The organism is Polaribacter sp. 20A6 (assembly GCF_011378915.1).
Taxonomy (GTDB): domain Bacteria; phylum Bacteroidota; class Bacteroidia; order Flavobacteriales; family Flavobacteriaceae; genus Polaribacter; species Polaribacter sejongensis.
The window spans coordinates 605,034-630,215 of record NZ_WTPZ01000001.1 but is presented as its reverse complement, the minus strand read 5'-3'; the positions used below and the strand labels follow the sequence as shown (position 1 = coordinate 630,215).

Annotated in this window: 19 protein-coding genes; 8 read left to right on the top strand and 11 right to left on the bottom strand. The window is 30.1% G+C overall.

Annotation, left to right across the window (positions count from 1 at the left end; genetic code table 11):
• Nucleotides 1–24: 24 nt before the first annotated feature.
• The 6 genes from GQS57_RS02450 to GQS57_RS02425 form a co-directional block, all read right to left on the bottom strand.
• Nucleotides 25–666 carry a DUF1444 family protein gene (locus GQS57_RS02450; RefSeq protein WP_165730859.1) on the bottom strand — a complete coding sequence of 214 codons (642 nt, stop codon included), beginning with the start codon at nt 664–666 and terminating at the stop codon, nt 25–27.
• A 179-nt stretch (nt 667–845) separates the two neighbouring features.
• The gene (locus GQS57_RS02445) at nt 846–1,451 is read right to left on the bottom strand and encodes a DUF1444 family protein (protein WP_165730857.1); all 606 of its coding nucleotides are present in this window, start codon (nt 1,449–1,451) and stop codon (nt 846–848) included.
• Nucleotides 1,452–1,666: 215 nt separating this feature from the next.
• Entirely contained in the window at nt 1,667–2,284 is a 618-nt protein-coding gene (locus tag GQS57_RS02440; protein ID WP_165730855.1) for a hypothetical protein, read from the bottom strand.
• Between the two features lie 173 nt (nt 2,285–2,457).
• Complete coding sequence (locus GQS57_RS02435; RefSeq protein ID WP_165730853.1) at nt 2,458–4,056, bottom strand: MFS transporter; 1,599 nt, start codon at nt 4,054–4,056, stop codon at nt 2,458–2,460.
• Nucleotides 4,057–4,068: 12 nt separating this feature from the next.
• The gene (locus GQS57_RS02430; protein ID WP_165730850.1) at nt 4,069–5,127 is read right to left on the bottom strand and encodes an HlyD family secretion protein; all 1,059 of its coding nucleotides are present in this window, start codon (nt 5,125–5,127) and stop codon (nt 4,069–4,071) included.
• Nucleotides 5,128–6,465 carry a TolC family protein gene (locus tag GQS57_RS02425; protein ID WP_165730848.1) on the bottom strand — a complete coding sequence of 446 codons (1,338 nt, stop codon included), beginning with the start codon at nt 6,463–6,465 and terminating at the stop codon, nt 5,128–5,130.
• Nucleotides 6,466–6,564: 99 nt separating this feature from the next.
• Between GQS57_RS02425 and GQS57_RS02420 the strand changes: the two genes are divergently transcribed.
• Nucleotides 6,565–7,383, top strand: a complete 819-nt coding sequence (locus tag GQS57_RS02420) for an AraC family transcriptional regulator (protein ID WP_165730846.1) — start codon at nt 6,565–6,567, stop codon at nt 7,381–7,383.
• 52 nt (nt 7,384–7,435) lie between these two features.
• Here the strand turns inward: GQS57_RS02420 and GQS57_RS02415 are convergent, their stop codons facing one another.
• The 5 genes from GQS57_RS02415 to GQS57_RS02395 form a co-directional block, all read right to left on the bottom strand.
• Nucleotides 7,436–8,167, bottom strand: a complete 732-nt coding sequence (locus GQS57_RS02415; RefSeq protein WP_165730844.1) for an SIMPL domain-containing protein — start codon at nt 8,165–8,167, stop codon at nt 7,436–7,438.
• Nucleotides 8,168–8,240: 73 nt separating this feature from the next.
• Entirely contained in the window at nt 8,241–8,726 is a 486-nt protein-coding gene (locus GQS57_RS02410) for a phosphoribosylaminoimidazolesuccinocarboxamide synthase (RefSeq protein WP_165730841.1), read from the bottom strand.
• An 86-nt stretch (nt 8,727–8,812) separates the two neighbouring features.
• A complete protein-coding gene (locus GQS57_RS02405; protein ID WP_165730839.1) occupies nt 8,813–9,136 on the bottom strand; it encodes a hypothetical protein in 324 nt (107 codons plus the stop codon).
• An 18-nt stretch (nt 9,137–9,154) separates the two neighbouring features.
• Nucleotides 9,155–9,568 (bottom strand): hypothetical protein, encoded by a 414-nt coding sequence (locus GQS57_RS02400; RefSeq protein WP_205860180.1) that lies wholly within the window; start codon nt 9,566–9,568, stop codon nt 9,155–9,157.
• A 122-nt stretch (nt 9,569–9,690) separates the two neighbouring features.
• Nucleotides 9,691–14,697: a DUF4132 domain-containing protein gene (locus GQS57_RS02395; RefSeq protein ID WP_165730838.1), complete on the bottom strand. Its 5,007-nt coding sequence runs from the start codon at nt 14,695–14,697 to the stop codon at nt 9,691–9,693.
• A gap of 237 nt (nt 14,698–14,934) precedes the next feature.
• Between GQS57_RS02395 and GQS57_RS02390 the strand changes: the two genes are divergently transcribed.
• The 7 genes from GQS57_RS02390 (at nt 14,935) to GQS57_RS02360 (ending at nt 25,150) form a co-directional block, all read left to right on the top strand.
• Complete coding sequence (locus tag GQS57_RS02390) at nt 14,935–17,448, top strand: hypothetical protein (RefSeq protein WP_165730836.1); 2,514 nt, start codon at nt 14,935–14,937, stop codon at nt 17,446–17,448.
• A 79-nt stretch (nt 17,449–17,527) separates the two neighbouring features.
• A complete protein-coding gene (locus GQS57_RS02385; RefSeq protein ID WP_165730834.1) occupies nt 17,528–20,050 on the top strand; it encodes a hypothetical protein in 2,523 nt (840 codons plus the stop codon).
• Nucleotides 20,051–20,296: 246 nt separating this feature from the next.
• On the top strand, nt 20,297–20,662 hold the full coding sequence (locus GQS57_RS02380) for a YchJ family metal-binding protein (protein WP_165730832.1): 366 nt from the start codon (nt 20,297–20,299) through the stop codon (nt 20,660–20,662).
• Between the two features lie 558 nt (nt 20,663–21,220).
• Nucleotides 21,221–22,060: a 5-dehydro-4-deoxy-D-glucuronate isomerase gene (gene kduI, locus GQS57_RS02375; RefSeq protein ID WP_165730830.1), complete on the top strand. Its 840-nt coding sequence runs from the start codon at nt 21,221–21,223 to the stop codon at nt 22,058–22,060.
• 3 nt (nt 22,061–22,063) lie between these two features.
• Nucleotides 22,064–22,861: a gluconate 5-dehydrogenase gene (locus GQS57_RS02370; RefSeq protein ID WP_165730828.1), complete on the top strand. Its 798-nt coding sequence runs from the start codon at nt 22,064–22,066 to the stop codon at nt 22,859–22,861.
• Complete coding sequence (locus GQS57_RS02365; RefSeq protein ID WP_165730826.1) at nt 22,861–24,015, top strand: DUF4861 family protein; 1,155 nt, start codon at nt 22,861–22,863, stop codon at nt 24,013–24,015. Before GQS57_RS02370 ends, GQS57_RS02365 begins: the two co-directional genes overlap by 1 nt.
• A 163-nt stretch (nt 24,016–24,178) precedes the next feature.
• Entirely contained in the window at nt 24,179–25,150 is a 972-nt protein-coding gene (locus GQS57_RS02360) for a type I phosphomannose isomerase catalytic subunit (protein WP_165730824.1), read from the top strand.
• Nucleotides 25,151–25,182 lie beyond the last annotated feature (32 nt).

Below are 25,182 nucleotides of genomic sequence, written 5' to 3'. Positions count from 1 at the left end.
ACTAGCAATAAAATTTAGCTATTTTTATTCATCTCTTGTTATATTATCTAATGCTATATGTCCTGTAATATGTCCTTCTTTCATTGTAAAAAGAATATTAGCTATAGGTGCATTTCCATAACTATCATCTTCCCAAGCATTTTTGTGCATGTCTAAAAATGCACCAAGTAGCTCTTCATCTGAGTCTCTAGAAATTACCATCATACAACTACGTCTTGGAACAGAAACCAATAAATCTTCTGCATCTAACATAGCATGAGCTTTTAACATATGTGAGTTAGAAAGAATTCTTTCACTAGAAAAATCATGTCCGCTAGAGGTTAATAATTTATTTTGAAAAGCTTTAGAATACGTAAATTCGGTTTCATAGTTTCCTAAGTTTCTAAAAGCTTCATTTGTAATTTGCTTTAGATCCATATTTTCTAAATGCTTTTGTGTTAGAAACACAAAATTATCTGGAGTATCTATACCATACGCAATAACTACTTTTGGTCCCGCTTCTGATTTTATTAAGTTAGAATTTAATGCTCCAGCTTTAAGACCAACCCAATTTCCTGGTTTTAAAATAGGATATATTTTTTGATCACTATTTTTAGTTTCTTCAATTATTTTTTCTATTTCTATTTCTTTTTCTGTTTTTTCTTTTCCGTAAAGAGTGCCGCTCATCATCTTGTGTTTTAGTATTTACTACAAAATTAGAAAAGCATATAAAGTTTTTTATCACTGTATTCAGCTATTTCAAAATTTAGTGAATTATCTATGATGTTTAATTCAACCTAATTAGATCCATAAAAAAAGGCATTCTTAAAAATAAGAATGCCTTTTTTGTAATTATTTAAATTGAATTATAGTGGAATGTGCCCTACAATAGTTCCTTCTTTTACAATAAAAAGAGAATTGGTAATAGGTGCATTTCCAAAACTATCATCTTCCCAAGTAAAGTTGTGTAGGTATGCAAATTTATTCATTGTTTCTTCATCTACATCTCTAGAAATAATAGTCATACATGTTCTTCTTGGAATAGACACCAATAATTCTTCTGCATCTAACATTGCATGTGCTTTTAACATATGTGCTTTAGAAAGAATTATTTCACTAGAAAAATCGTTTCCGTTAGTTGCAACCGCTTTATTATCTAACGAACCAACAAATTCTAATTCTGCTTCATAGTTTCCTAAGTTTTCAAAAGCTTCACTTGTTATTTTTTGCCCATCCATAGTTTCTAAATGTTTTTGAGTTAAAAACACAAAGTTATCTGGTGTATCCATTCCATATGCAATTACCACTTCTGCTCCATTTTCGGCAGGAATTAAAGTATTACTTAAAGCACCTGCTTTTAAACCAACCCAATTTCCTGGTTTCAAAATAGGATATATTTTTTGATCACTATTTTTAGTTTGTTCAATTATTTTTTCTACTTCTTTTGAATTTTCGTTTGCTGTATTGCTCATAATGTTTTGTTTTTATTATTTATTACAAAACTACAGAGGTATCTATTTTTTTTTATCACTGTATTCAGCTATTTCAAAATTTAACGGTTTATCTATTCTGGACGTTTTTTAAATAAAATTCATAAAAAAAAAGGTATTCCTAATATTAAGAATACCTTTTTTTATGATTATTTCCTCTGAAATAGAAAATGTTACTATATATATAGCTTTTAGATTTATAGATATACGATACCTTCTCTATTACCACTTTTTATGTATAAAAGTATATTAGCAATATGCGCATTGTTGTAAGTTGTATCATTCCAATTATGTCTATGCACATGTAAAAACATATCTAAGAGCTCTTTGTCCGAATCTTTAGGAATAATAAGTATATTACCACGTCTAGGTATAGATACAAATAATTCTTCTGACTCTAAAAAATCATGAGCCATACGCATCTGTGTATAACTAAGAGCTCTTTCATTAGAAAATCGAGTTCCATTTGAACTCAACACTTTATTATCAAATTCTTTTTCAAAATTAAATTCTTGTTCAAGCTCGTCTAAGTTGTCGCTAGCTTCTTGATATAAGTTTCTATTTCCAAAGAATTCTTTATGTTTCTTTGATAGATACACTAAGCCATCTGGCGTTTCTACGGCATAAGATTTAATAACTAAAGGAACATCTTTATTATCGTCTTCAGAAACTTCTACATTATATAACGCACCATTTTTAACACCTGGCCAACTTGCTGGTTGTAGTACAGGATAAAGTTTATATTCTCCATCTACAGCTTTTTGTACTACTTCGTCTATTTCTGCTAAATATTGTTTTTTTTCTTGATCTGTCATAAGTATAGTGTTGTAATTAATTTAATACAAATCTATAAGAGTATTTGACCAATTTTATCACGGTATTCTGTGATATAAAAATATAATGGTATTATTCTTTAACTAGAATATAATAAACGATTCGTTTAAATTCCCCCTATAAACTCATAACAGCATCAATATTTAAAGAATCATTAAATAGGCGTTAATTTATCTGTAATTTTTCTAAGGTGATAATGAAAATGCGGAATTAAAGCAATACCAAGCATTACAAAAATGATAAAGCAACTTAAGTAAATATAGTAATCTCGGGCAAACAAAAGATTAGATTGAACTCCTACTGCTTTTCCTAACATTTTTCTTGCACCTGCAGAAGCTTGTAATTTAGAAGCTCCGTGACTTAATAAGGTTTCCTTGTAGTTTTGTAACCGTAGAGCAGATACAGGGTTTGTAATTACAATGTCCTCTGCAAAATTATTATAATGCATACTTCCTTGACGCAAGCCCATAAAAGTAACCAACGCCATACTTAATGTAAAAGTAAAACAACGATACGAAACTCCAGTAACCGAAGCAGAAAAACCTATTTCAGAAGGAACTCCTGTAACATAAAAAATAACTATAGAAACAATTAAGATACCATTACCAAAACCTTGAAAAAATAAGGGTAATATAATATCTAGTATTTCTGCTTGATTTCCCAATATGAAAATCATATAGATATGAAAAAATAAAAATGAAGCAAATCCTGTAAGCCAAATTAATCGTATTCTTACACCTGCTAAAATAAATCGTGCCGTTAATAGTGCTCCAAAAATAACTCCTACTCCATTTATTATCATCACATAACTTTTGTGATATACATCTAAATTAAGTCCATTGGCAAAGAAACCAAACGACACGCTAGTATCTCCTTTTGTAATATAAAAAGCAACGAGCATTAACATTCCAATCCTAAAATTTCGATGTTTATATATGCTAAGATCTACATAAGGTGTTTCTAACTTTAATTGCCTAAAAACAAACAAGAGTAACAAAATAACAAAGGTTATTGTTGTTAAAATAATATGTAAACTCTTAAACCAACTGTAGTATTGCCCGTAACATAATATATAAGTCACCGTGGTTAAAGCAGCCGCATATAATACAAAACTTACCCAATCTACTTTATCCTTAATGCGTGTTTTCTCTTTTCTTAATTCTACCCCATTTTTTAAGCAAACAAAAAGCAATACAAAACCAGGTAAACAAGAGAATATAATTAATATAAAAAGGATATTAAAATTGTAGTTTGAAAAAAGAACAGCATCAACAATATAAGAAAGCGGTACAGAGCCAAACATGGTTCCGTACAAAAAAGCATAGCTTAATACTCTACTTCTTTGGGAATGAAACTGCTGAAATATTAGATTAAATGAAGTGCCTACAAAAACAAGTGCCAGCATTCCGTTTAAAAACCTAAAAACAATTAATAAGATTAAATTTTGGGTATTGTAAAGTATTAAGTTTACGAGTATAAACAAGATGCAACACATGGTAAAATAAGGTTTGGTAGCAAACTTAGTCGAGATTGTTTTTTCTAAAGAAAAGCCACTCGCTACCCCTAAATAAAACATTATAATAGAAAATTTAATGTCATAAGAATCGGCAGCATAATAACTCATCGCACTATCCATTCCGCCCATATAAATCCCTAAAACAGCAGTTACAGGAACAAGTGTAAGCAAAATTGCAAGTACCATAAGCCATCTTGGAACCCAAGATTTAAAGGAATGGTGATAAGTTGTCGACATAATTTAATTTTATTATTTAGGAACGCTTACCTCGGCATTCATACCAGCACGAAGTTGTTCTAAGCTATTTTCATTATCAGTAAGTTTAATACGAACAGGAAAACGTTGTGTAATTTTTACAAAATTTCCAGTGGCATTATCTGGTGGTAATAATGAAAATTGAGATCCTGTAGCGGCAGAAAATGCTTCTATAGTTCCTTTAAATGTTTCTCCTGGAAAAGCATCAATTGTAATAGTTGCTTTTTGTCCTTCATGCAACGCTGCAATTTGTGTTTCTTCAAAATTGGCTTCAATCCATTTACTTTGATTTTTATCTACAATAAAACCAATGGTTTGTCCTTTTTGTACCAATTGTCCTATTTGTAAATTCTTTTTACCCATATAACCATTGGTTGGCGCAGTAATTACTGCATATTTTAAATCGAGCAAAATTTTATTTAAATCGGCTTTTTTCTCTTGAATTGTTGCTTTTGCAACTTCTATTTGGGCGCCAACATCAGTCGTTTTACTCAGTGACGTTTGATAGCTTCTTTTTACAGATTCAAAATTCGCTTCAGCAACTTTTAGTTTGGTCTGGATGTCTTCAAAACGTTGTGGGGTTACGGCATTGTTGTCTAATAGGTTTTTGTAGCGTTCATATTCCTTTTGCTGCTGATATAATTGTGCTTTTGCCGCATTAATTTGCGATTGATTGATGCCTGAACTTACGTTAGACGTATTTTGATTGCTTTCTAAAACATGCAATTGTGCTTCGGCTGCTCTTAATTTTGCTTGCGCAATATCTTGTTGTACCAAAGCTTCATTTCTATCTAATACAACTAAAGTATCTCCCATTTTTACATGTTCGTGGTCTTTGTACTTTACTTCTTGTACATAGCCATTGGTACGGCTCAAAATTGGGTTAATGTATTCTTTAACTTGTGCATCATTTGTGGTTTCATATCTCCAATGATGAATCATAGAAAACACACCCCATATTATTAAACCTATTAAGACAAATAAGGCAACTAGATAGGTTATATTCACAATAATTCTATCTGTCTTTTCGTATTTTTGTAATTCTGTGCTCATTTATAATTTTCCTGATATTTTTAATAATTGATAATAATGTACTTTGGCTGCAATTTGATTGTTAATCAATTCAAAATGGGCTTCTAACTGTTGCGTATCTGCATCAATCAAATCTGTTAAAAGTGATAATTGATTAAAATAAGTTTGTTTTACTATTCGATAATTTTCTTGTGCAGATTGAATGTTTTCTTGTGCAACATCAATTTTTATGATATCTTCTTTAAAACGACTATAAGCTGTTTTTACTTTCATCCTTAAATTATCATCCACATTTTCTTTGGCTAACTTTTGTTGCTCTACTGCTATTTCAGCTGCTTTTTCCTTATGCTTATCATAATAAAGCGCAGAAATATCGTAAGACAATTTTATACCTGCAACACCTAATAAATAAGGTGCTTGTTCATAAGGATAAAGCTTTATTTGAGGATAAGAATAGGTGTAATTTCCAAAAAAACCAATTTTAGGAAGCTTATCTGCTTTTAAAGCGGCTGTTTTTAATTCACTTAATTCTATTTGTTTTTCAGCCATTTTTTCTAAAGGTGAATCACTAAGCATTTCCGAAACAAAAGTTTCATAATCTTTATCGATAGCAATGTCATTTGTTTGAATTGTGTCAGACGGAATTAAAAGTGTATCATCTTCATTTCCTACTAAAATATTAATGGCTTGCGTTACTATAACAAGATCGTTTTTTATGGTAACCAACTGTGTTTCTAATTTTGCAAGTTGTAGTTTTGCACGTAGTAAATCACTTTTTAACACAACTCCATTTTTAAACAATTGCTCAATCAAACGAACACGTTCTACATTTTGTTTGATATTTTGCTTCACTAAACCTTCATACTGATACGAACGTTGCAGACTTACGTAATATTGAATTACCTCTAAATGCAATTGGTCGCTTGTTTCTTCTTCAATATGTTCTAAAAACTCCTTAGTTGCTTCGGCTGTTTTAATCGCCGTTTTAGAAGCTCCACCTGCATAAATATTAAAATAAGCAGATACTGACGCATCATAAATACTATGATCTTCTAAAGGAATAAACGCTGCACTGTTATTAATTCCGTTTACAAAAACAGGTATATTAGATAATTTTCCATAAGACGCGTCAAAATCTACAGATGGTAATCTTTTATTTTTTACGTAGAGAATATTTTCTTTACCAATTTCAGTTTTTAAATGCTGTGCTTTTAGTTCTTTACTAAAAACTTCTGCTTTACTCCAAACATCATCTAAACTTAAGAAAACACTATCTTTTGATATTTCTTGAGCAAAGCCAAAGGTGTTAAAAAGTACTGCTAAAAAGAAGAATATTCTTTTTATAAAACTGTTTATCATTTCTGTTTCTATTTTTAGTGCAAAATTACACAGACTATTAAATTATTTTTTTTTGTAAATAGACAAATATTTACTAATTTGAGCCAAATAATAATTAAGATGAAAAAGAACTATAATCCATTTCAGTTTTTAAAGGATGTTGATCATATAAATGACAGTGTTTTTATACACCATACTAAAATTGAAGAGCAATTGCCCATGCACAAACACTATAAACATCAATTGTCTTATATTGAAGGTGGTGTTGCTTATTTAAATACGCCAACCAATTCTTATTTTTTACCAGCACGACATTTTATATGGATGCCAGCAGGTATGGAACATAACTTAGAATTGCGTTCGCCTTTTATTATGGTGCGTAATTTATATTTTCCAGTAGATTTGTTTCCAACAGGTCACAAATTAAGAGTCATGGGTATTTATCCCGTTACCGACTTAATAAAGGAAATGATTTTGTTTACTGAAAAATGGAATGGTGAATTTACAAAAGAACAAACAAAAAAATATGAGTTTTTAATTGCTTTTCGAAATGTATTGATGGCAGTTTCAAGAGTTCCAATTCCTATCGCTTTACCAACTACAAAAAATGAATTACTAAAACCTATATTAAAATACATTCATCATAATTTAGAAGAACCTTTAAAACTCAATTTGGTTGCAAAAGAATTCGGAATGAGTTCTAGAAGTTTATCTAGAATATTTAGAGAACATATTGATATTTCTTTTCTTCAGTATTTAAAAATGACCCGCGTAATTAGAAGTATGGAAATGTTATTAGAAACAAACAAGTCTATTAGTGAAATTGCCTATGCTTGTGGTTATAGCAGTATTGGCGCATTTAGTAATGTATTTTATCAAATATCTCATATCCGTCCTGTAGATTTTAGAAAACAGAATTTAAAAAAGGGAGGAAAATAAAGCTATTTCCCTCCCTTTTGTATTTTAATTACTTAAAAAATATAGTAAGATATTAATCTACTTTATAAACCAGCTTCATAGTAATTGAAGCCGTTTTTTCTCTATTTGCTGTATTAAACGTTCCTCCCCAAGAATAATCTTCTCCAGAATTTTGACCTGTGATTTGAAAAATTCCCATTTTAGCAGATTCTAAATCACTTAAATTTCCTCCAGAAAATTTAGCAATGTTCTCTGCACGTATTCTCGCATCTTCTGTAGCTTTAGAAATCATTTCTATTTTAAGATCGGCAAGTTTTGTGTAATAATATCTAGGAGCTTGTGAGTAAAATTGGACACCTTGGTTTAATAACTCAGTGATTTCTCTAGATACCTTTTCTATTTTATCGACTTCTTTAGATTCTATTTGTACAGATTGTGTAAGTTCGTAACCAACAAATTCCTGACCAGCATATTCTCCATTTGTAGTGTATAATTGCTTCGTTTTTTCATTTGTTTTTACAGCACTATAAATTAATTCTTCTGGTTTAATTCCTTTTTTAGATAGGTAATTATTAATGGTGCGTTTCTTTTCTTCTAATGTTAAATAGGCTTGTTTTAAATCTGCATTGTCTGCACTAAAACTTCCTTCCCAAACAATTAAATCTGAAGAAAAATCCGTTTTACCTAAACCAGTAACCTGAATTTCTCCATCTTTTTTATTTCTATCTGTGTATGCTTTTCCTAAGAATATAGAAGATGTAACTATGGCTATTCCAAAAATAATTGCGTTTGTATATTGTTTCATAACATTTAATAATTTTTTACTTACTCTAATGTTCTAAACTGTTATTTAAACGTCTTATTGCACTTCTTTATGTTTATTCACTTAATAACTTCTCTTCTTTCATTATTTTTTTCGCATTTTCTGTTTCATTTTTTCCATTATCTAATGAACCTGGTAACATAATTATACGTTTCTTAATTTTTCCGTTTTCGTCTTTAAAGAGGACTTCAAATCGAGAACGTGTTATTCCGAAAATTGCTTTTTTTAACTTGACACTTTTAATGTCTTTTCTTTCTATTATTGGTGTTGCAGAATTATTAAGGCTTGTAAATATTCCATACATTAGAAATAAACCAATTATTAAATAAAATATAGACATTGGAATTTGACCTGTTTGAAAACTATCAAATGCTGAATAAAGTAAGAAAGCAGAAATTCCTCCATAAATTATTAAAACTCGAGTGATGCTTTTTCCAACAGCCACTTTTGCCACATTTCCAATGATTCCATCTCTTGTTAAAATAATTTTATCTGGTAAAATATGACAAAATCCTGTTTTAGTTTTAAATTGTTTTTCCATTAATTTTCTTGCTATTTTTTAAACCTCATCCTTTTTTTCTCATTTATATTGAATAGCATTTTTTATTAAGATTTGTTTTTTAAACGCTACTCCTCTATTTTTAATTCTGTAAGATTAATTGTTTTATTTTCAACAAGTTGATAAACTCCTTTACCAGAAATTTGTTTGGTAAAAAGGTTATGATCATCACCATAAGAAACTCCTACATTTACATCAAATATAAATTTGGCATTATTAAAAGTGAAAGAATTAGTATTAACCTCAACAGAAATGTTAGTTGGTTCTAAGGTAACATCCCAATAACTGGAAGCTGTATTGCCAAAGTCTAAATTTGCTAATAGGTTTGCCCACGTTTTGTGATGATTAGAAATTTGTGCTGCTAATTGGTTTTGTATGTTTTCAATATCCATATTTACTGAATTTAAATACTACCAATACGTACCTACTAAAAACGTCATTCTTATAAATGCAATGACACTTTCTGACGTTAACTCTAAAGGTGCTTTTAAATCGGTAATTTCATCTTCATCTACAAAAACTACAAACAAACCGTCTTTAAAAGAAAGTAAAACATTATCTATTGCTTTTTGCAAATTGGCTAAATCTGTATTGGCTAATTCGCCAAATTCTACTTTACCACTTTCTGCTTTTTCTTGTATTTCTGCAGGACTTAAAAATCCAATAACATTAACTTCTGTTCGTTTTTTATTAAAAGCTTCTACTTGATTTTTTACACAACCAATTAATAATTCTTCTAAATTTTTAGGATTTTCTTCTAAAGTAAAAGGCACTTTTTTAACCTTCTTCTTACCTAGCCTTTTTAGTTGTAACGTGATTTCCATAATATGCTAAATGTTTTTTTGCGTTAGGGATTGTCGTGGAAAGCCCACAGTGCGTTAGCACGAGGACTTGCAACAAAAGCCCGACCTCGCCTAAGCGAGGTAACGCCCTTATTCTTTTTAAATTAGCTATTTATCTGTGCTAAAATTGTTGGATCTTGTATTTTATTGTCTTCGGATAAAAGTTTCATTTTAGAAATAATTTCTGCCGATTTTGGATCGTCATCTACAAATGGTAAAAACATACGTCCACGATGCTGACTATGCACCGGAATTATAGACAATGCTAATCCGTTTTTGCTAACCTGACCACTTCCTAAATGAATACTATATTCGCCAAAGGTTCCTTTAATAAACACAAAACGCTCTTTAACGGTAATGTTTTTAAGCTTGAATAACCTTGCAGATTCTTCTGCCAAAGCAGCACGCATTTGCATGGTACTATGACTTGCTTCTGGATCTACACCACCAACATGTGCAACACTTACCACAAGATCTATATCTCGCATAATTTCACTAAAAATTACAGACGGAATCTCGGTAAGCGGAATTCTTTGATACGTATCTACAGAATGAAAACAGATATCTTCTATAGTTGGCGCTTCTGCTTCTGAGGGCGAATACCAATCTGCCATAGCATACATTGTGGCTATAAAACCTTTTTTGTGATATACTTTTTGCAAACCTTCTTCCATACTAACCGTCCAACCACGACTTCTTAAAAGTGCTATGGTTTTTTTAGGCTGAATTTGGTGTCCTTGGTAACGTTCTGAACGATTGCTGTGTTCGCGTTCATCATCGGTAACTAAATACAATTCTCTAAATACTTGTTTAAAAGGTTGCGTTAAGCGTTCTGCAAATAAGTATTTCTGATACATATCCCATTCTACAGCTTTGTATAAATGAGAGGCGTGCGCAATAACTAAAAGGTCGTTTTCTTCTAATTGATGCGTTTTTCCGTTAGCATCTGTTAAAACACTTTCATTGTAAAAACCTGAAACTTCTTTTTCTGGAACGTACATTACTAATTTACTCAACATCACTCTTACAATAGGATGTTGCATCATATTATGAATTTCTAGCGCTGTAAATTCATCTTCATTTACCATTGCATTTTCTAATGATAAACGGGTTCTGCTGTATTGTCTAGAAAGGTATGTTTTGTTTTCTTTTAAAGCGATTACTTGTTTGTCTTTACGTAATTTAGCAGGAATATTTTTTAACGATTTACCTGATTTGGTAACCTTAATATCTGTTTTACCAAGATTGTTAATTACTAATTCTATCTCTGTTTCTTCTATGTAAATTTTAGCATTCTCCATAATTTTTTGAGTCGCCTTTGCTTCCATTGCCCAACTAAAACGTACACGATCTTGATAACCTGCGTTACGCGATAAATTGTCTAAACCAATTTCTACTGCAATAGCTTCACTTTCTTGACGCTGTGCTCCAAATTGCTTGCTCTCTTTTAAGAAATCTTGCAACAAATTATAACGCTTTAATAAATCTTTTTCTGGTATGGTTTTACTTAACGGAATTAAACCTAAAGCACGCACATAATCTTTGTCTCGCTTGTCTTTAATTTTCTTTAAGGTTTCAGTAATTTTTACTTCACCTAACATTACGCTAGAATATAATTTTACTTGTCTATGTCCGTTTCCGTCAGAAATATATTTGGCTGCGTCATGTAATAATTTCCAATTGGCTTTTCCGATGGTTTTATACACTCTATTAAACCAATCTACATCTATGGCACCAAGAGCAAAATCACTTTTCGGAATGTTAGAATAACGAGAAATAATGGTTTCTTGTTCGCTATTCATACGATCTGAAGCGTGTGCTTGAAACCACCAAACGGCATCTTCTAATTTTTCTAAACCTAAATACTCTCCAATAACACCTGTCCATTGTGTTGCATAACAAGCAAGTTCTATCAAACGTTTTTTAGTCACTTTAGAAGCATCTGCACGTGCAGCAAAATCGGCATAACTTTCGGTATCTTTAAAAAGAGATTTTTTAAGCATAGAACTAAAAATAGTTTTTTTACTCTCTCCGTAATAACTATAACCACGTTCAAAATTATCTTTTCCTAAACGTTCTAAAATTCTAAATACATAATCTACACCTTCTACACGATGAATACCATTCATGTAACCTGTTGCAGTAGTTTCTATATCTCCACGTTCTAATTCTGTTTCTAATAAATTAGTTTTTAAGGCAGCAAAAACATGTTTAGGTACGCTGTCTTTTTCTATCCATTTATAATTTATTCTAGAATTATAACCACCATCCATAAGAGCCATTAATTGGCGAGAATGTAAAGCTTGTAAACATAAATCATCATCATTGATTAATCCTTTTTTGTAAAGTCTTAAAGTTACCGGCATACTAGGAAAAGGAACAATTCCGGGTCTACTGAATTGTTTTGTAATTACGCTTACATCTGTAGTTGCATTAGGATATTCTATATCTTGTGCAACTAAATACATATAAAAGCTCCAATATTTATGTACTTGTTCTTCTGTAAGAAGTTCCAAGTGATTAATACTTAAACTTGGTACAAGTGGTAAAATGATGTTTGCCCAATTGTACGTTTTTTTATTATAGCGGTAATTAGAGGTTTGATATTGTACTAACTTCAGCTTGTCAGGGAAATTAGCAATCATATCTTCCATAACATCTAGCTTAAAATTAGCTATTGTTTTTTCTTCTACATACACTTTATATAGACGTTGTAAAATTTCATTATAAGCTTCAGATTTTGAGTTATAACAGTCTTCTTTATCTAAATTTAATCCGCTTAAATCTGGATAATATTGTCTCGCAAAAGTGCCTAATTCTTTATAATCTCCAAATGGATTATTATGATTAGTAATGTAACGGATTGCAGCATGCATTTCAAAATCATTAAGCGTACTTTGCTCATACCAAGCAATCCATAATTTTGCTAAAGGAAGGTTCTGTAAATGATCTTCTGCAGTAGCATCTTCATCTAATCTTTTTATACTACGAATCCCTTTTTCGATATAAGTGGTTGCTATTTCTCCTCTATATAGTTCCGCTTGATATTCGAAGTGTTTGTTTTTAGTAACAATTGCTATTAACTTATTTACCTCTTTTATAATCTTATTAGCATCTATAAATTCTTTAAATTTAAATCCTGCAGATTCTGATGTTGTAATTCCTAATTTATCAAAGAAACAGGTCTTTTTTTCAAAACGAGATTGTGGTATATATAATGGTGTTAAGTTATCATAATCTATAGCTCCAAAACCATTACCATAATTAAACTCTTCTGCATTGTCAGAAAATTTATCTAAATAAACTTGTTCGTTTTTGGTGATTTTAGGTCGCTCGTTATAAATGCGAATTTGGTCTTCTACAAAGTTAGACTGTCTATTTTCGTCGTGTAAAAGCGTTAACATTTCTAAACCTCCTAAACGTTGATCTATACTTTTTGCTGTTACCAAATTTGTAGCACTATTTCTTAAACGATCTGCTGGTAATTTTATCAATAACTGAATTAAAGAAGTACGTAATTCTTTATGTTTTCTTCTTAATAAATCTTCTGCAATTTCTAAATCTTCATCATAAAGATGCATTCTACTAAACAAATTAAGTCCGGTAGCCATTAACAATTCATTTCTGTTATAAATTGCTTTCCTTGCTAAAGCTCTTTTCCACGAATTTTTATCAAAATTTAAAGGTTCTTTTTTCTCAGAATCTTTTTGATAATTGTAAAAAGAATAACTGTAATCTATAGGAAAAACTTTACGAATGTAACTCTCTCTAAATTCTGTTGGCAACACTTCTAAATCGTTCGCCATTAATTCTAATTGATTTTCTGTAGATCCGCTTAAAAGAAACTGATAAAAATAATAAGAGCTAGGTGTAAAACTCCACCAAGAGAATATTTTAGTTTCGAAGGTTTTCCCTTTTTCTTCTGCTGCTTTTGCTACATCAAATAATTTTGAAAAAGTATCATTATCTAATGAAGTATTGTGTGGTAAATTTACCGCCATCCAATGATCTAGGGCATAATCTTTACCAATTTCATTTTTAAAATACTCTACTAAAGAATCGTTTGTTCTGTCTGTTTTAGATATAAAATATAATGCTAAAATCTTTTTATTTCTATCTTCTGATGTAAAAACAAGATCTAACGATTTTGCATTTGCTTTGTCTACATCTAAAATAGCAATAGACCATAAAGCAACTAAAACCTCTAAATTATCTTTACTTTTAAGAAGTGTGTCTACTTCTTTTAAATTTAAAATTAAAGATTGTGCCAATTCTAAAACTCTATTGATTACCGATTTTTTAGGCGTGTCCCAATTTAAACCAAACCAAGTACTTACTGCTCTAGTAACACTACTAAAACGAGTAAGATCGTTTTCTAAAACAATATTAATCGTGTATTTTAAAGCACCAAGACCAGCTTCATCTAAAGATTCTAGAATAGTTTGTCTTAATCCTTCTTGACGTTGAGCTGCGAGTAATAATTTACCAACCATTTCCCAATGTTTTTCGTCTTCAGACAGTAATAATGCTTTTATAATATCTATACTAATACCACCAATTTCATCTTCTCCCTGAATAATATCGTCTAATAACTCATCAAACACTCCTTCTCCATTATGCAGTAAGGTTGCTAAGAAATAACTACTCGATCCTGGAAAATACGTGCTATATTGAAACTGCTCTTGTAATGTTAAGCCGCCAAAACCTCTTCTACTTAATCGTAAAAAATGGGTGAAAAACTGTAATTTATTACGTAATGTATCTTGCGTTTTTACAGACCTAAAAGCTTTTCTGTCGTATCCTCTTTGATAAGGTAACGTATCCATAAAATCCCACATATCGGCTAAATACGGAGTTTGAACAATACCATATAACTGAATTGCTAAACGCATTCCTTCTTCGGTTCTCCATGGATTTATTGTAATTGCATCGTCAAAAATGGCAACAAAATCACTTACATTATAATAGTTTCTTCTTTCGCCTTTATCAAAGCCTCCTAAAATTTTTGCTAAAACTCTATAAGGTTCAGAAAATGGACGAAATTCAAACCGATCTATTTCTGGTTTTTTATATTTTTCTATATATTTTTTAGCGTCTTCTACTGGAATCATATGTCTTAATTCTTTAAATCAATTATAAATGCTGATTATAAACCTTATCAAAAAAAAGGGATTATAATTAATGGCAAGATAAAAGTACTTCAACTTTTTTTACTCACTGTATTTAGTGATATTTTTTTGTAAAGTTTTAACTTTTTAGATGAAGGTGTATTTATAATATCACAGAATACAGTGATAAAATACCTCCATATTTAAAATAGGTTTGTAACATCAAAAATAAACAACCTTATGATATTTGCTAAACACGAACATGGTTTCAATTTTAATAATGATGAAGCATCTTATAAAACGATTAAAGCTTGTAAAAATTACCCAGAAGATTTTTATTATGAGATTTTTGTACTTGCTAAATCTACTAAAAACAAGCAAATTAGAACCGAATGTGCCAATATCATAAAAAAACAGGCACCAGAAGCTTTACAACTCGCTTTTAAGAGTCGAAAAAAAATAACGTTAGTAGAAGATTCTTATTCTTTTAACAAGAAGCTAATTGCTATATTAGAGTATGGCGTACTTTCAGAAGACTTAGACCTTTTTAAACTATACACACTTGTTTGTAAACGTTTAACACTTTCCATTAAATATTCAAAAAAAGAAATCATTGAACTTTTCATAGAAACACCCCGTCTTTTAAGTCAGTTTAATGGTATTAAAGAATTAACAATTAGCACCTTTAGACAGAAAGAAGGTTTTAGTAACGTTGTAAACAACATAACGCAACTTTCTTCATTAGAAAAACTTGAGCTTGAAATTGATTATAAATACATACCAGAAGAACTAGAACGATTAGTTAACTTAAAAGAGTTTATACTAGCAGCACCTAATTTGGTATGGGTTCCCGTAGGAATAACCAAGTTAAAAGCACTTAAAAAGTTGGAGTTTAGAGGGAGTTTTCCTTTTGGTAATGACGATGCTAACCCTAACATAGTTAACTTTACTTGGCTTACAGAACTTACCAGTTTAAAGCATTTAAGAATAGGTTCTTTTACGGTACAGGACCTCTCTGATGTAGAGCTTCCGGAAAGTTTAAAAAAATTAGAGCTTTTTAGGTTAGAAAATATAACCGCTTTACCAGAAACACTTGGTCACTTACCAAAACTAAAAAAATTGAGGCTAAGTGGTATGGAATCGTTAGAACACTTTCCTGCATCTGTTAGTGAATTTAAAAAGTTAGAGGTTTTAGAAGTTATTCATTTATCAAAATTAAAAAAAGTTCCTGCATCTTTTATTTTTGGACCGAATATTAAACGTTTACTAGGTTTGTATACAGAATTTATGCCTTATGGAGTAACACCTGTAACTAAACTAAAAAGAATCGTTTTTACCAATCCAGAGCTTCTTAGTTTTGTATTAGATAATTCCTTGTCTTTTAACAATTTAAAAGATATAGAAATCACTTGTGAAGCACCACAAAGAAGAAGTACACATACGTTTTCTGCATTTAAAAAACTTAAAAACCTTAAGTATAAGTTAGCGCATCATTTAGAATGGGTTTTAGAGGATATTCATGAATGTAAAAAGCTAGAAGACGTTTTTATTTATGGTATATATAATGGAGCTGATGCTGAAATAACGAACGCTGACGTTACTAATTTCCCTCAAGCATTTTCTAGAGTAAAGCATTTACAAACCTTACGCGTACACAGTGCAAAAGCACTAGTTTTAAATACAGATTATTTACCTATAAAGACAGACAGTCTTACCATTACAGATATAAAAGTCATTGAGCCAGGTGTTGAAGATTTTGAGGTAAATCATATAAAAGTAGTAGGTACACCTATTACCGCATTACAAAAATTTTATTCGGTCATACGTGCTAAAAAAATTAAGTTAGACGATGTAAACAGTGTTAAAAATGAGACTTTAGATTTTGATAATTTTAAAGACCCTGAAAGCTTTAAAGATTTTATATTTAATAGTAATGTAAAAGGTTTAGATAAGGCATTAAAAACACTTTGTAATTTACAATCACTAACCATTGATTTTAATAAAGATAATGCCGAACAAAACAATGGTTTAACCGTTTATACGCACCATAATTTAAAAAACTTAACCATTAAAAATTTTAATGGTAACACTAATGTTATTAAGTTATTATTAGAACATACGCCTCATCTAGAATTTTTAGAAATTTACGAGTGTGTAGGACTTGCAGACTTACCTAAAGTTACTTTAAACAAACTAAAAACACTGAAATTATTTTATAGCGATGATATAAAGTCTATAGAAAACTTAACAGTGCCCAACATAGAATTTTTTAAAGTTTTATTCTGTGACAATTTTGGTTACGATGCTATGGTTACGGCATCGCATTGGAAAACGCTTAAATTTCTTTGGTTAGAACACATTAGTAAAGATCTTGAAATCTACCCAGAGACCATTGCAGACTTAAATTTAGACACCTTTTTTATTGATGGATTTTTAACTAAAAGACAAATTCCAAAATGGATAGGAAGAATGAAATCCTTACGAGTTTTAGGTATAGAAAGCTTTAAGTACTCCCCATTACCGGAAGAATTAGCCGAATTAACCCAATTAAAAATAATGAGCATTAGAAGGTGTGATTTTACAGAGCAAGTCTCTGATAAATTTGAGAATTTGAATTTAGAGATATTAATTTACAGGTATTCAAAATTTAATGGAAACAATATGAAGTGGTCTAAATTTTACGCATTAGCTGGAAATAAAATATTAAAAGAAGATTTTGTTAACAGAGATGAAAAATATAATCTGTACTGTTAAAGAAATTTAAGCACAACGTACTGCAATCTAAAAACCCTGTTTTCAAAAGAAATTTATACTTTAAAAATTAACGATTATTATGACAAAACCAGCAGAAACACCTGTTTTCAAGTTTTATACAATGGATGAATATTATGAAGACATTAAAAAGTGTAAAAACTTTCCAGAGGATTTTTATTATGAAATTTTTGTGATTGCAAAAGCAACATCTAATAAAAAAAATAGAACAGAGTGTGCTAACATCATAAAAAAACAAGCCCCAGAAGCTTTACAAATAGCTTTTAAAAGTCGAAAAAGAATAACACAAAAAGGAAAGCGTGTAGCCAGAATGATTTCTATTTTAGAATATGGATTGCTATCTGAAGACTTAGACCTTCTTAAATTACATAATCTAATTGGTGGAGGATCAAAACTATGGTTTTTTCATTCTTCGACAGATTTTTTAGATCGCTTGTTAGAACATCCACATATATTAAGACGATTTAACGGCGTAAAAAGTTTAGAAATCCATTTAAAAGATTTTGGTAATAAATATGATAGTATTCTTAATGAGATATCAAAATTAACGTCTTTAGAAGAAATAGATCTAGAAGGTGATTATGAACAACTACCAGAGGATTTTGGTAATTTATTAAATTTAAATAAATTAAAGCTTGTTGCGCCTTGTCTAAAAAGGTTTCCTAGTACAATGTCGCAGTTAACAGCCTTAAAAAAATTACGTATAGAAGGTGATTATTGGATTGGAAAAATTATTCCTAATATGAATCTAACCGATTTTAATTGGCTTACAAACCTTACTGAATTAAAAGTATTCAAACTACGTTATGTAGGCGTGCAAGACCTGTCTCAAGTCCTGTTTCCTGCATCCTTAAAACGTATAGAATTGTTTTACTTAAATGAATTAACAACATTACCTAAAGATGTTAGCCATTTAAAGCAACTAAAAGAGTTTCAAATTCTATCTAAAAGCATAGATAACTTACCAAGTGGTTTTGAAGATTTACCAAAATTAGAACTTTTTGAGCTTAATGCCCCTAAGATAGATTCCATATCGTCTACCTTATTTTTTGGAGATGAGTCTAGATGTTTTGAAGAAACGCCTAGACCTAAATTAGAAACAAAAATTACATATAGCGAAACTAATATTACACCAATAACGGAAGTAAATCTGCGAGAATCTATAGAAATAGATTCACCAAAACTACTTAATTTTGTGTTAGATAACGCGTCGTTTTTCCCTAATTTAAAGACGATAACTGTAGATTGTGAAGCACCAGAAATTCCGCATAAAACATCATTAGCTGCATTTAAAAATTTAACAACGCTTAATTACAAACTAGAACATAAATTAGATTGGCTTTTTGAAGGAATTGAACAATGTACAAAACTTAAAAATGTAGAATTATACAGGTTTCAAGTGTCAGGTACTAGAGATTTCAAATTAGCGGTTAGAATTTTTCCTAATGTGTTTTCAAAAATAGAACAGTTAGAAAACTTGACGATTAAAAATGCGAGTGCTTTAGTTGTAAATACTGACTATTTACCTAAGGAAATTACCAATTTAACGATTTCTGAAATTAAAGGCATAAATGCAGGAACAGAACAGTTTGATGTATTTCATCTAAAAATTAAAGACACACCAATACTAAATTTACAGCAATTTTATGCAGTAATTAGTGCAGCTAAATTTAATCTAGGACATAGAAATAATGATGTAAATAATGTGTTAGATTTTGAAACTTTTAGACATCCACAGAAAATTGAATCGTATCATTTTACGAGTGATGTGAGTCAGTTAGGGAGTTTATTTAAAAACTTTGTGAATTTAAAAGAGCTTACCATTACGTTTAAAAAAAATAAGCCAGAACATAACAATGCATTAACTGCTCATCTGCATAAAAATTTAAAAGTATTAAAAATTGATAGTTATAACGGAACTACTGAAGCTTTAGAGCGTTTATTAACACACACACCAAACCTTGAATTTTTAGATGTATTTGAAGCCAGAGGTTTTGATGCTTTTCCTGCTGTAACATTGCCTCAGCTTAAAAAATTAATAATGCAGAGTGTAGCTGTTAAAACCATAGACAATCTAAAAATTGAAACTATTGAAGCGGTAAAATTAATACAATGTGATAACATCAGTGATGAAAGTATCGAAATGATATCACGCTGGAATTCTCTAAAACACCTTTGGTTAGAAGGTTTAGATGAAAATGGCACCACGTATCCTGAAACGATTTCTGAATTAAATTTAGAAACACTTTTTATCAGTGCACATCATAAAGAAGAAAAAATACCTACTTGGATTACCAATCTAAAAAACCTACGTGTTTTGGGAATAAATGACTTTAAACAAGTGGTTTTACCGGTAGAATTAGCAACACTAACACAACTGGAAGTATTAAGTATTAGTGGTTGTGATTTCTCTGAAAAAGTTTCTGAAGAATTTAGAAATCTTAACTTACAGAAATTGATCTACTGGACCTCTAAATTTAATGGTAGCAATATGAAATCTGAACTCTATGAGCCTTTAGAAAATAAATTAGTGTCTCAACGTAATTTTGATGATATAGATAGTGAAGTACCTTTTAGGGTGTAGCTAAAACATTTACTATTACATACGAATAGTTTTTTTTGCAAAAATGAAGTTGCTCCTTTAATTTGATTAAGAATTAAACGAACAACTTCATTTTTTTTTTACAAAAAATATATTGCTTCTCTGCGCCATCAATTTTATAATAATTTAAGTTTTACAAATAAGATGATATACCTTTATATTTGCATTACATAATTCAATATATCCTTCTATTTAAAAGGATAATTTGTATTAGCAAAGAATAAAACAATGAAATGTCCTTGTAATCCATCTAAGTTATATATTGATTGTTGTAAAAAAGCACATCAAAATATACGTTCTGTAACTACACCAGAAGTTTTAATGCGCTCTAGGTATAGTGCTTTTGTGATGGCTAATATTGACTATCTTCAAAAAAGTCACCATAGCTCTACCCGACCTTCTAATTTTGAGAAAAAAGAAATATTAACTTGGACAAAATCTGTAGAATGGGTAAAATTAGATGTTTTACAATCCACAGAAAACACAGTTGAGTTTAAAGCTTTTTTTTATGAGAATAGTTCCTTAAATGTGATACATGAAAATTCTCTTTTTGTAAAGGAAAATGATCATTGGGTGTATAAAAGTGCTTTGTAAAAAATCTAACCTTTTATTTTATAAAAAACTTCACACCTAAAATTATATTAAATCTAAAAAGAACTTCAAATAAATATTGTAAAAGTATTTCCTTTAAGAATTAATATAGATTGCTTTTATTACAACTTATAATAAAACTCAATTTCGTTATCCAAAATTCGGTAATTACTAAACCTCTTCTCTTCATCAGTTTTCTTATACTTTTTTGTTTCATAAAAATTTACAAGTAAGGCATAAATTTACTTTTCCTATAATCACAAAAAGGATTAATATTTTAAAGACTTAAAAAATAAATTCATCAATTGATATCTTTTATTTTAATATTAATATCTCCAAATAAATTAGAGTCGCTCTTTTAACAAAAAAAACGGACTATTTATTTTTATAAATGTGTTATAGCCCTATCCCTAATAAAACATAGGGAAATGGGCTATATTTTATATAAATGGAATATAAATTACATAAAATTCATACAGTGATTTTTTAGATTTACACCTGAAAGATTAAAAAACACATTTTTAAGAACAACACTAATTAAAGAAAATTATAATTTTAATTATGAAAACAAGTTATACAACCCGTTACGCATCTAGCCCAAAAACAGTAAAAAAATACGACACTCAAGAATTAAGAGATGAGTTTTTAATTCCTGATTTAATGGAACCAGGGAAAGTAAAATTTACGTATACACATTACGATAGGTATATTGTTGGAGGAATTGTACCAACATCTCCCTTAAAACTGGAAGCAATAGACCCTTTAAAAGCAGAATTCTTTTTAGAAAGAAGAGAAATGGGGGTTATAAATGCAGGACCAAGCGGCAGTATATCCGTAGACGGAAAGGTTTTTAAAATGAACCATAAAGATGCACTTTATATCGGTAAAGGAGCAAAAGATGTTATTTTTAACAGTGATGATGTTACCAATCCTTCAAAATTTTATATTAACTCCTCTCCTGCTCATTCTGCTTATCCTACAAAACATGTAAGTAAAGCAGAAGCAAATAAAGTAGAATTGGGAAGTTTAGAAACTGCAAATCATAGAACCGTAAACCAAATGATTATTGGCGGAATTGTAACAACATGTCAATTACAAATGGGAATGACTGAGTTAAAACCAGGTTCTGTTTGGAACACAATGCCAGCACATGTGCATGATAGACGAATGGAAATTTATTATTATTTAGATATTCCTCAAGATCAGGCCGTATGTCATTTTATGGGAGAACCTCAAGAAACACGACACATTTGGATGAATAATCACCAAGCAGTAATATCTCCTCCATGGTCAATTCATTCTGGATCAGGTACATCAAACTATACCTTTATTTGGGGTATGGCAGGAGAAAATTTAGATTACAATGATATGGATGTTGCAAAAATTACAGAATTAAGATAAGTTATGGAAAAAAATAAAAACATTTTCGATTTAACAGGAAAAAGAGCATTAATAACTGGTGCTGTTCATGGGTTAGGAATGGCAATGGCTAAAGGTTTAGGACATGCCGGTGCAGAGTTAATTGTAAACAATTACTCTACAGATATGCTTCAAGAAGCAAAGGAAGAATATGAAAGCGAAGGTTTAAAAGTGCATACTTATGTTTTTGACGTTACCAATGATAAAGATGTTGAAAAGCATATAGATTTAATAGAAAAAGAAGTAGGACCGATAGATATTTTAATTAACAATGCAGGTATTATAAAAAGAGTACCTATGGAAGATATGGAGTCTGCAGATTATAGAGCTGTAATAGATGTAAATCTTGTAGGTCCTTTTATCGTTTCTAAATATGTTGGTAGGAAAATGATTGCTAGAAAAGCTGGTAAAATAATTAATATTAACTCTATGATGAGTGAATTAGGTAGAAATACGGTTTCTGCTTATGCCGCTTCTAAAGGAGGTATAAAAATGTTAACCAAAAATATGGCTACAGAATGGGCAAAACATAATATACAAACCAACGGAATTGGTCCTGGATATTTTGCGACTTCCCAAACGGCTCCTATTAGAGTAAATGGCCATCCTTTTAATGATTTTATAATTCAAAGAACACCTGCAGCACGTTGGGGTAATCCAGAAGATTTAGCTGGTACAGCTGTATTCTTAGCTTCTAGTGCTAGTGATTTTGTTAATGGACAAATTATTTATGTTGATGGTGGTATTTTAGCAACCATCGGTAAACCCGCAAACGAAGAATAATGAAAAAACTAATCTATCTTTTCCTAACCCTTACTTTTTTTATCTCTTGTGATAAAAAACCAGCAGCAATTTCTAGTATAGAAATCAAGAATAATTTAGATCTTGATAGAGAATTTGAAACTGTAGAAGTTGATATCTCTACTTTTAATTTAGATAAAAACTCTTCTTTTGTTATACTTGATAGCAATACAAAAGAAGAAATTATTTCTCAAGTTGTGGATACAGATTTAGACGGAAAAAATGATATTATCATTTTTCAACCTAAAATTAAAGCGAACTCTACAAAGAACTACACATTAACAAGTACAGAAACTAAAAAAGACGCTGTTCCTGTTTATTGTTATTCTCGTTTTGTACCAGAAAGAACAGATGATTATACTTGGGAAAACAATAGAGTTGCTTTTAGAACTTATGGACCTGTTGCTCAACAAATGGTTGAAGATTCGATACCTGGAGGTACACTTTCTAGTGGTATAGATGCTTGGTTAAAACGAGTAGAATATCCAATAATTAATAAGTGGTATAAGAAAAACACTCTTGATATAGGTGCTTATCATATAGATTCTGGTGAAGGTTTAGATAATTTTCACGTAGGTTCTAGCCGTGGTGTTGGTGGTACTGCTGTAAAAATTGATACTTCTTTTTACTTTTCTAAAAACTTTACATCATACAAAACTATTACAACTGGTGCTGTTAGAACTAGTTTTGTACTAACATACCCTAAATGGGATGCTAACGGAAAAGTAATTTCTGAAACAAAATACATCTCTTTAGATTACGGGCAAAACTTATCTCGTTATGAAATAGACGTAAAAGGTACAGAAAAGATTGCTGTAGGTTTAACGTTACACAAAAAAGATGGTAAAACATCTTCAAGTAACAATTGGATAAATTATTGGGAACCTTTTGATGATTCTGAATTAGGACAAGGAGTAGTAGCTGAAGATGCATACTTTATCGATTCAGAAAAATATCTTACATCTAAAGTAGATCAAAGTAATTTCTATGCAAATTTAAATGTAGTAAATGGTAAAGTAATTTATTATGCTGGTTTTGGTTGGAAAAAAAGCAATCAATTTAATACACAAAAAGAATGGGAAAGCTATTTAGAAGACTTTTCTAAGAAAATAAATACCCCTTTAGAAATTCTCTAAAGTCTTTATTTATCACATCATTCCATTTAAGAATTAATTAAAAAGCTTTTATATAAAAAACATGCTATTTTTTAATTCCTAAATGGAATGTCTTTTTTACTTACAGATAAAGCTTCTATTTCATTACTAATTTTAGATAATTATTAATTTAAAAAACAACATCATGGAATTGTATCCTATAAAATTTGCTCCAATTTTTAAATACAGACTTTGGGGAGGAAATAAACTAAAAACATATCTTAATAAAAAATACGACGAAGAAAATATTGGCGAATCTTGGGAGGTTTCTGATGTTAAGGGAGATGAAACTAAGGTTTTAGATGGCTTTTTAGCAGGACAAACACTTAAACAACTTATAAACACCTATAAAGAAGATTTTTTAGGTAAATCTGTTTATGAAACTTTTGTTACTAATTTTCCTATTCTGATAAAATTTATTGATGCTAAAACTCCTTTATCAATACAAGTACACCCAAGTAATGCACTTGCAAAAGAACGACATAATTCATTTGGAAAAAATGAAATGTGGTATGTTATGGAAGCAGATAAAGATGCAGAACTTATAGTTGGTTTTGATACCGATACCAATAAAGAAGAATATCAAAATCATTTAAATGAAGACACAATATTAGAACTTTTACATCAAGAAAATGTAGAGAAAGGAGATACTTTTTATATTCCTACAGGACGTGTACATGCTATAGGAGCAGGTGTTTTGTTGGCTGAAATTCAACAAACTTCTGATATAACTTATAGAATTTACGACTATAACAGAAAAGACAATGCTACAGGTAAAGAGAGAGAGTTACATACCTCACAAGCAATAGATGCTATCGATTTTAAATACTACAGTAATTTTAAAACAACTTACAAAAAAGACGTTAATACCTCTAATACTTTAGTACACTCTCCTTATTTTAAAACCAACTTTATTAAGCTAATAGGTACTTTAGAAAAAGACTATACAAACCTAGACTCATTTGTAATTTACATGTGTGTAAATGGGACCATAGAAATTACATCTAAAAATAAAATATATAGATTAAACATGGGAGAAACTATTTTGCTTCCAGCGAATCTAAATCAGCTTAAATTATCTTCTGAAAAGGGAGAAATTCTAGAAATTTATTTGTAATATGTGCTTCTTTTGAACTATTAAAAGATAGT

What these genes read in the sequence shown, in the direction of transcription:
- GQS57_RS02395 (WP_165730838.1), bottom strand. Translation starts at nt 14,697, where the DNA reads ATGATTCCAGTAGAAGACGCTAAAAAATATATAGAAAAATATAAAAAA.
- GQS57_RS02415 (WP_165730844.1), bottom strand. Translation starts at nt 8,167, where the DNA reads ATGAAACAATATACAAACGCAATTATTTTTGGAATAGCCATAGTTACA.
- GQS57_RS02360 (WP_165730824.1), top strand. Translation starts at nt 24,179, where the DNA reads ATGGAATTGTATCCTATAAAATTTGCTCCAATTTTTAAATACAGACTT.
- GQS57_RS02410 (WP_165730841.1), bottom strand. Translation starts at nt 8,726, where the DNA reads ATGGAAAAACAATTTAAAACTAAAACAGGATTTTGTCATATTTTACCA.
- GQS57_RS02405 (WP_165730839.1), bottom strand. Translation starts at nt 9,136, where the DNA reads ATGGATATTGAAAACATACAAAACCAATTAGCAGCACAAATTTCTAAT.
- GQS57_RS02435 (WP_165730853.1), bottom strand. Translation starts at nt 4,056, where the DNA reads ATGTCGACAACTTATCACCATTCCTTTAAATCTTGGGTTCCAAGATGG.
- GQS57_RS02450 (WP_165730859.1), bottom strand. Translation starts at nt 666, where the DNA reads ATGAGCGGCACTCTTTACGGAAAAGAAAAAACAGAAAAAGAAATAGAA.
- GQS57_RS02420 (WP_165730846.1), top strand. Translation starts at nt 6,565, where the DNA reads ATGAAAAAGAACTATAATCCATTTCAGTTTTTAAAGGATGTTGATCAT.
- GQS57_RS02390 (WP_165730836.1), top strand. Translation starts at nt 14,935, where the DNA reads ATGATATTTGCTAAACACGAACATGGTTTCAATTTTAATAATGATGAA.
- GQS57_RS02370 (WP_165730828.1), top strand. Translation starts at nt 22,064, where the DNA reads ATGGAAAAAAATAAAAACATTTTCGATTTAACAGGAAAAAGAGCATTA.
- GQS57_RS02385 (WP_165730834.1), top strand. Translation starts at nt 17,528, where the DNA reads ATGACAAAACCAGCAGAAACACCTGTTTTCAAGTTTTATACAATGGAT.
- GQS57_RS02430 (WP_165730850.1), bottom strand. Translation starts at nt 5,127, where the DNA reads ATGAGCACAGAATTACAAAAATACGAAAAGACAGATAGAATTATTGTG.
- GQS57_RS02365 (WP_165730826.1), top strand. Translation starts at nt 22,861, where the DNA reads ATGAAAAAACTAATCTATCTTTTCCTAACCCTTACTTTTTTTATCTCT.
- kduI (WP_165730830.1), top strand. Translation starts at nt 21,221, where the DNA reads ATGAAAACAAGTTATACAACCCGTTACGCATCTAGCCCAAAAACAGTA.
- GQS57_RS02425 (WP_165730848.1), bottom strand. Translation starts at nt 6,465, where the DNA reads ATGATAAACAGTTTTATAAAAAGAATATTCTTCTTTTTAGCAGTACTT.
- GQS57_RS02440 (WP_165730855.1), bottom strand. Translation starts at nt 2,284, where the DNA reads ATGACAGATCAAGAAAAAAAACAATATTTAGCAGAAATAGACGAAGTA.
- GQS57_RS02445 (WP_165730857.1), bottom strand. Translation starts at nt 1,451, where the DNA reads ATGAGCAATACAGCAAACGAAAATTCAAAAGAAGTAGAAAAAATAATT.
- GQS57_RS02400 (WP_205860180.1), bottom strand. Translation starts at nt 9,568, where the DNA reads ATGGAAATCACGTTACAACTAAAAAGGCTAGGTAAGAAGAAGGTTAAA.
- GQS57_RS02380 (WP_165730832.1), top strand. Translation starts at nt 20,297, where the DNA reads ATGAAATGTCCTTGTAATCCATCTAAGTTATATATTGATTGTTGTAAA.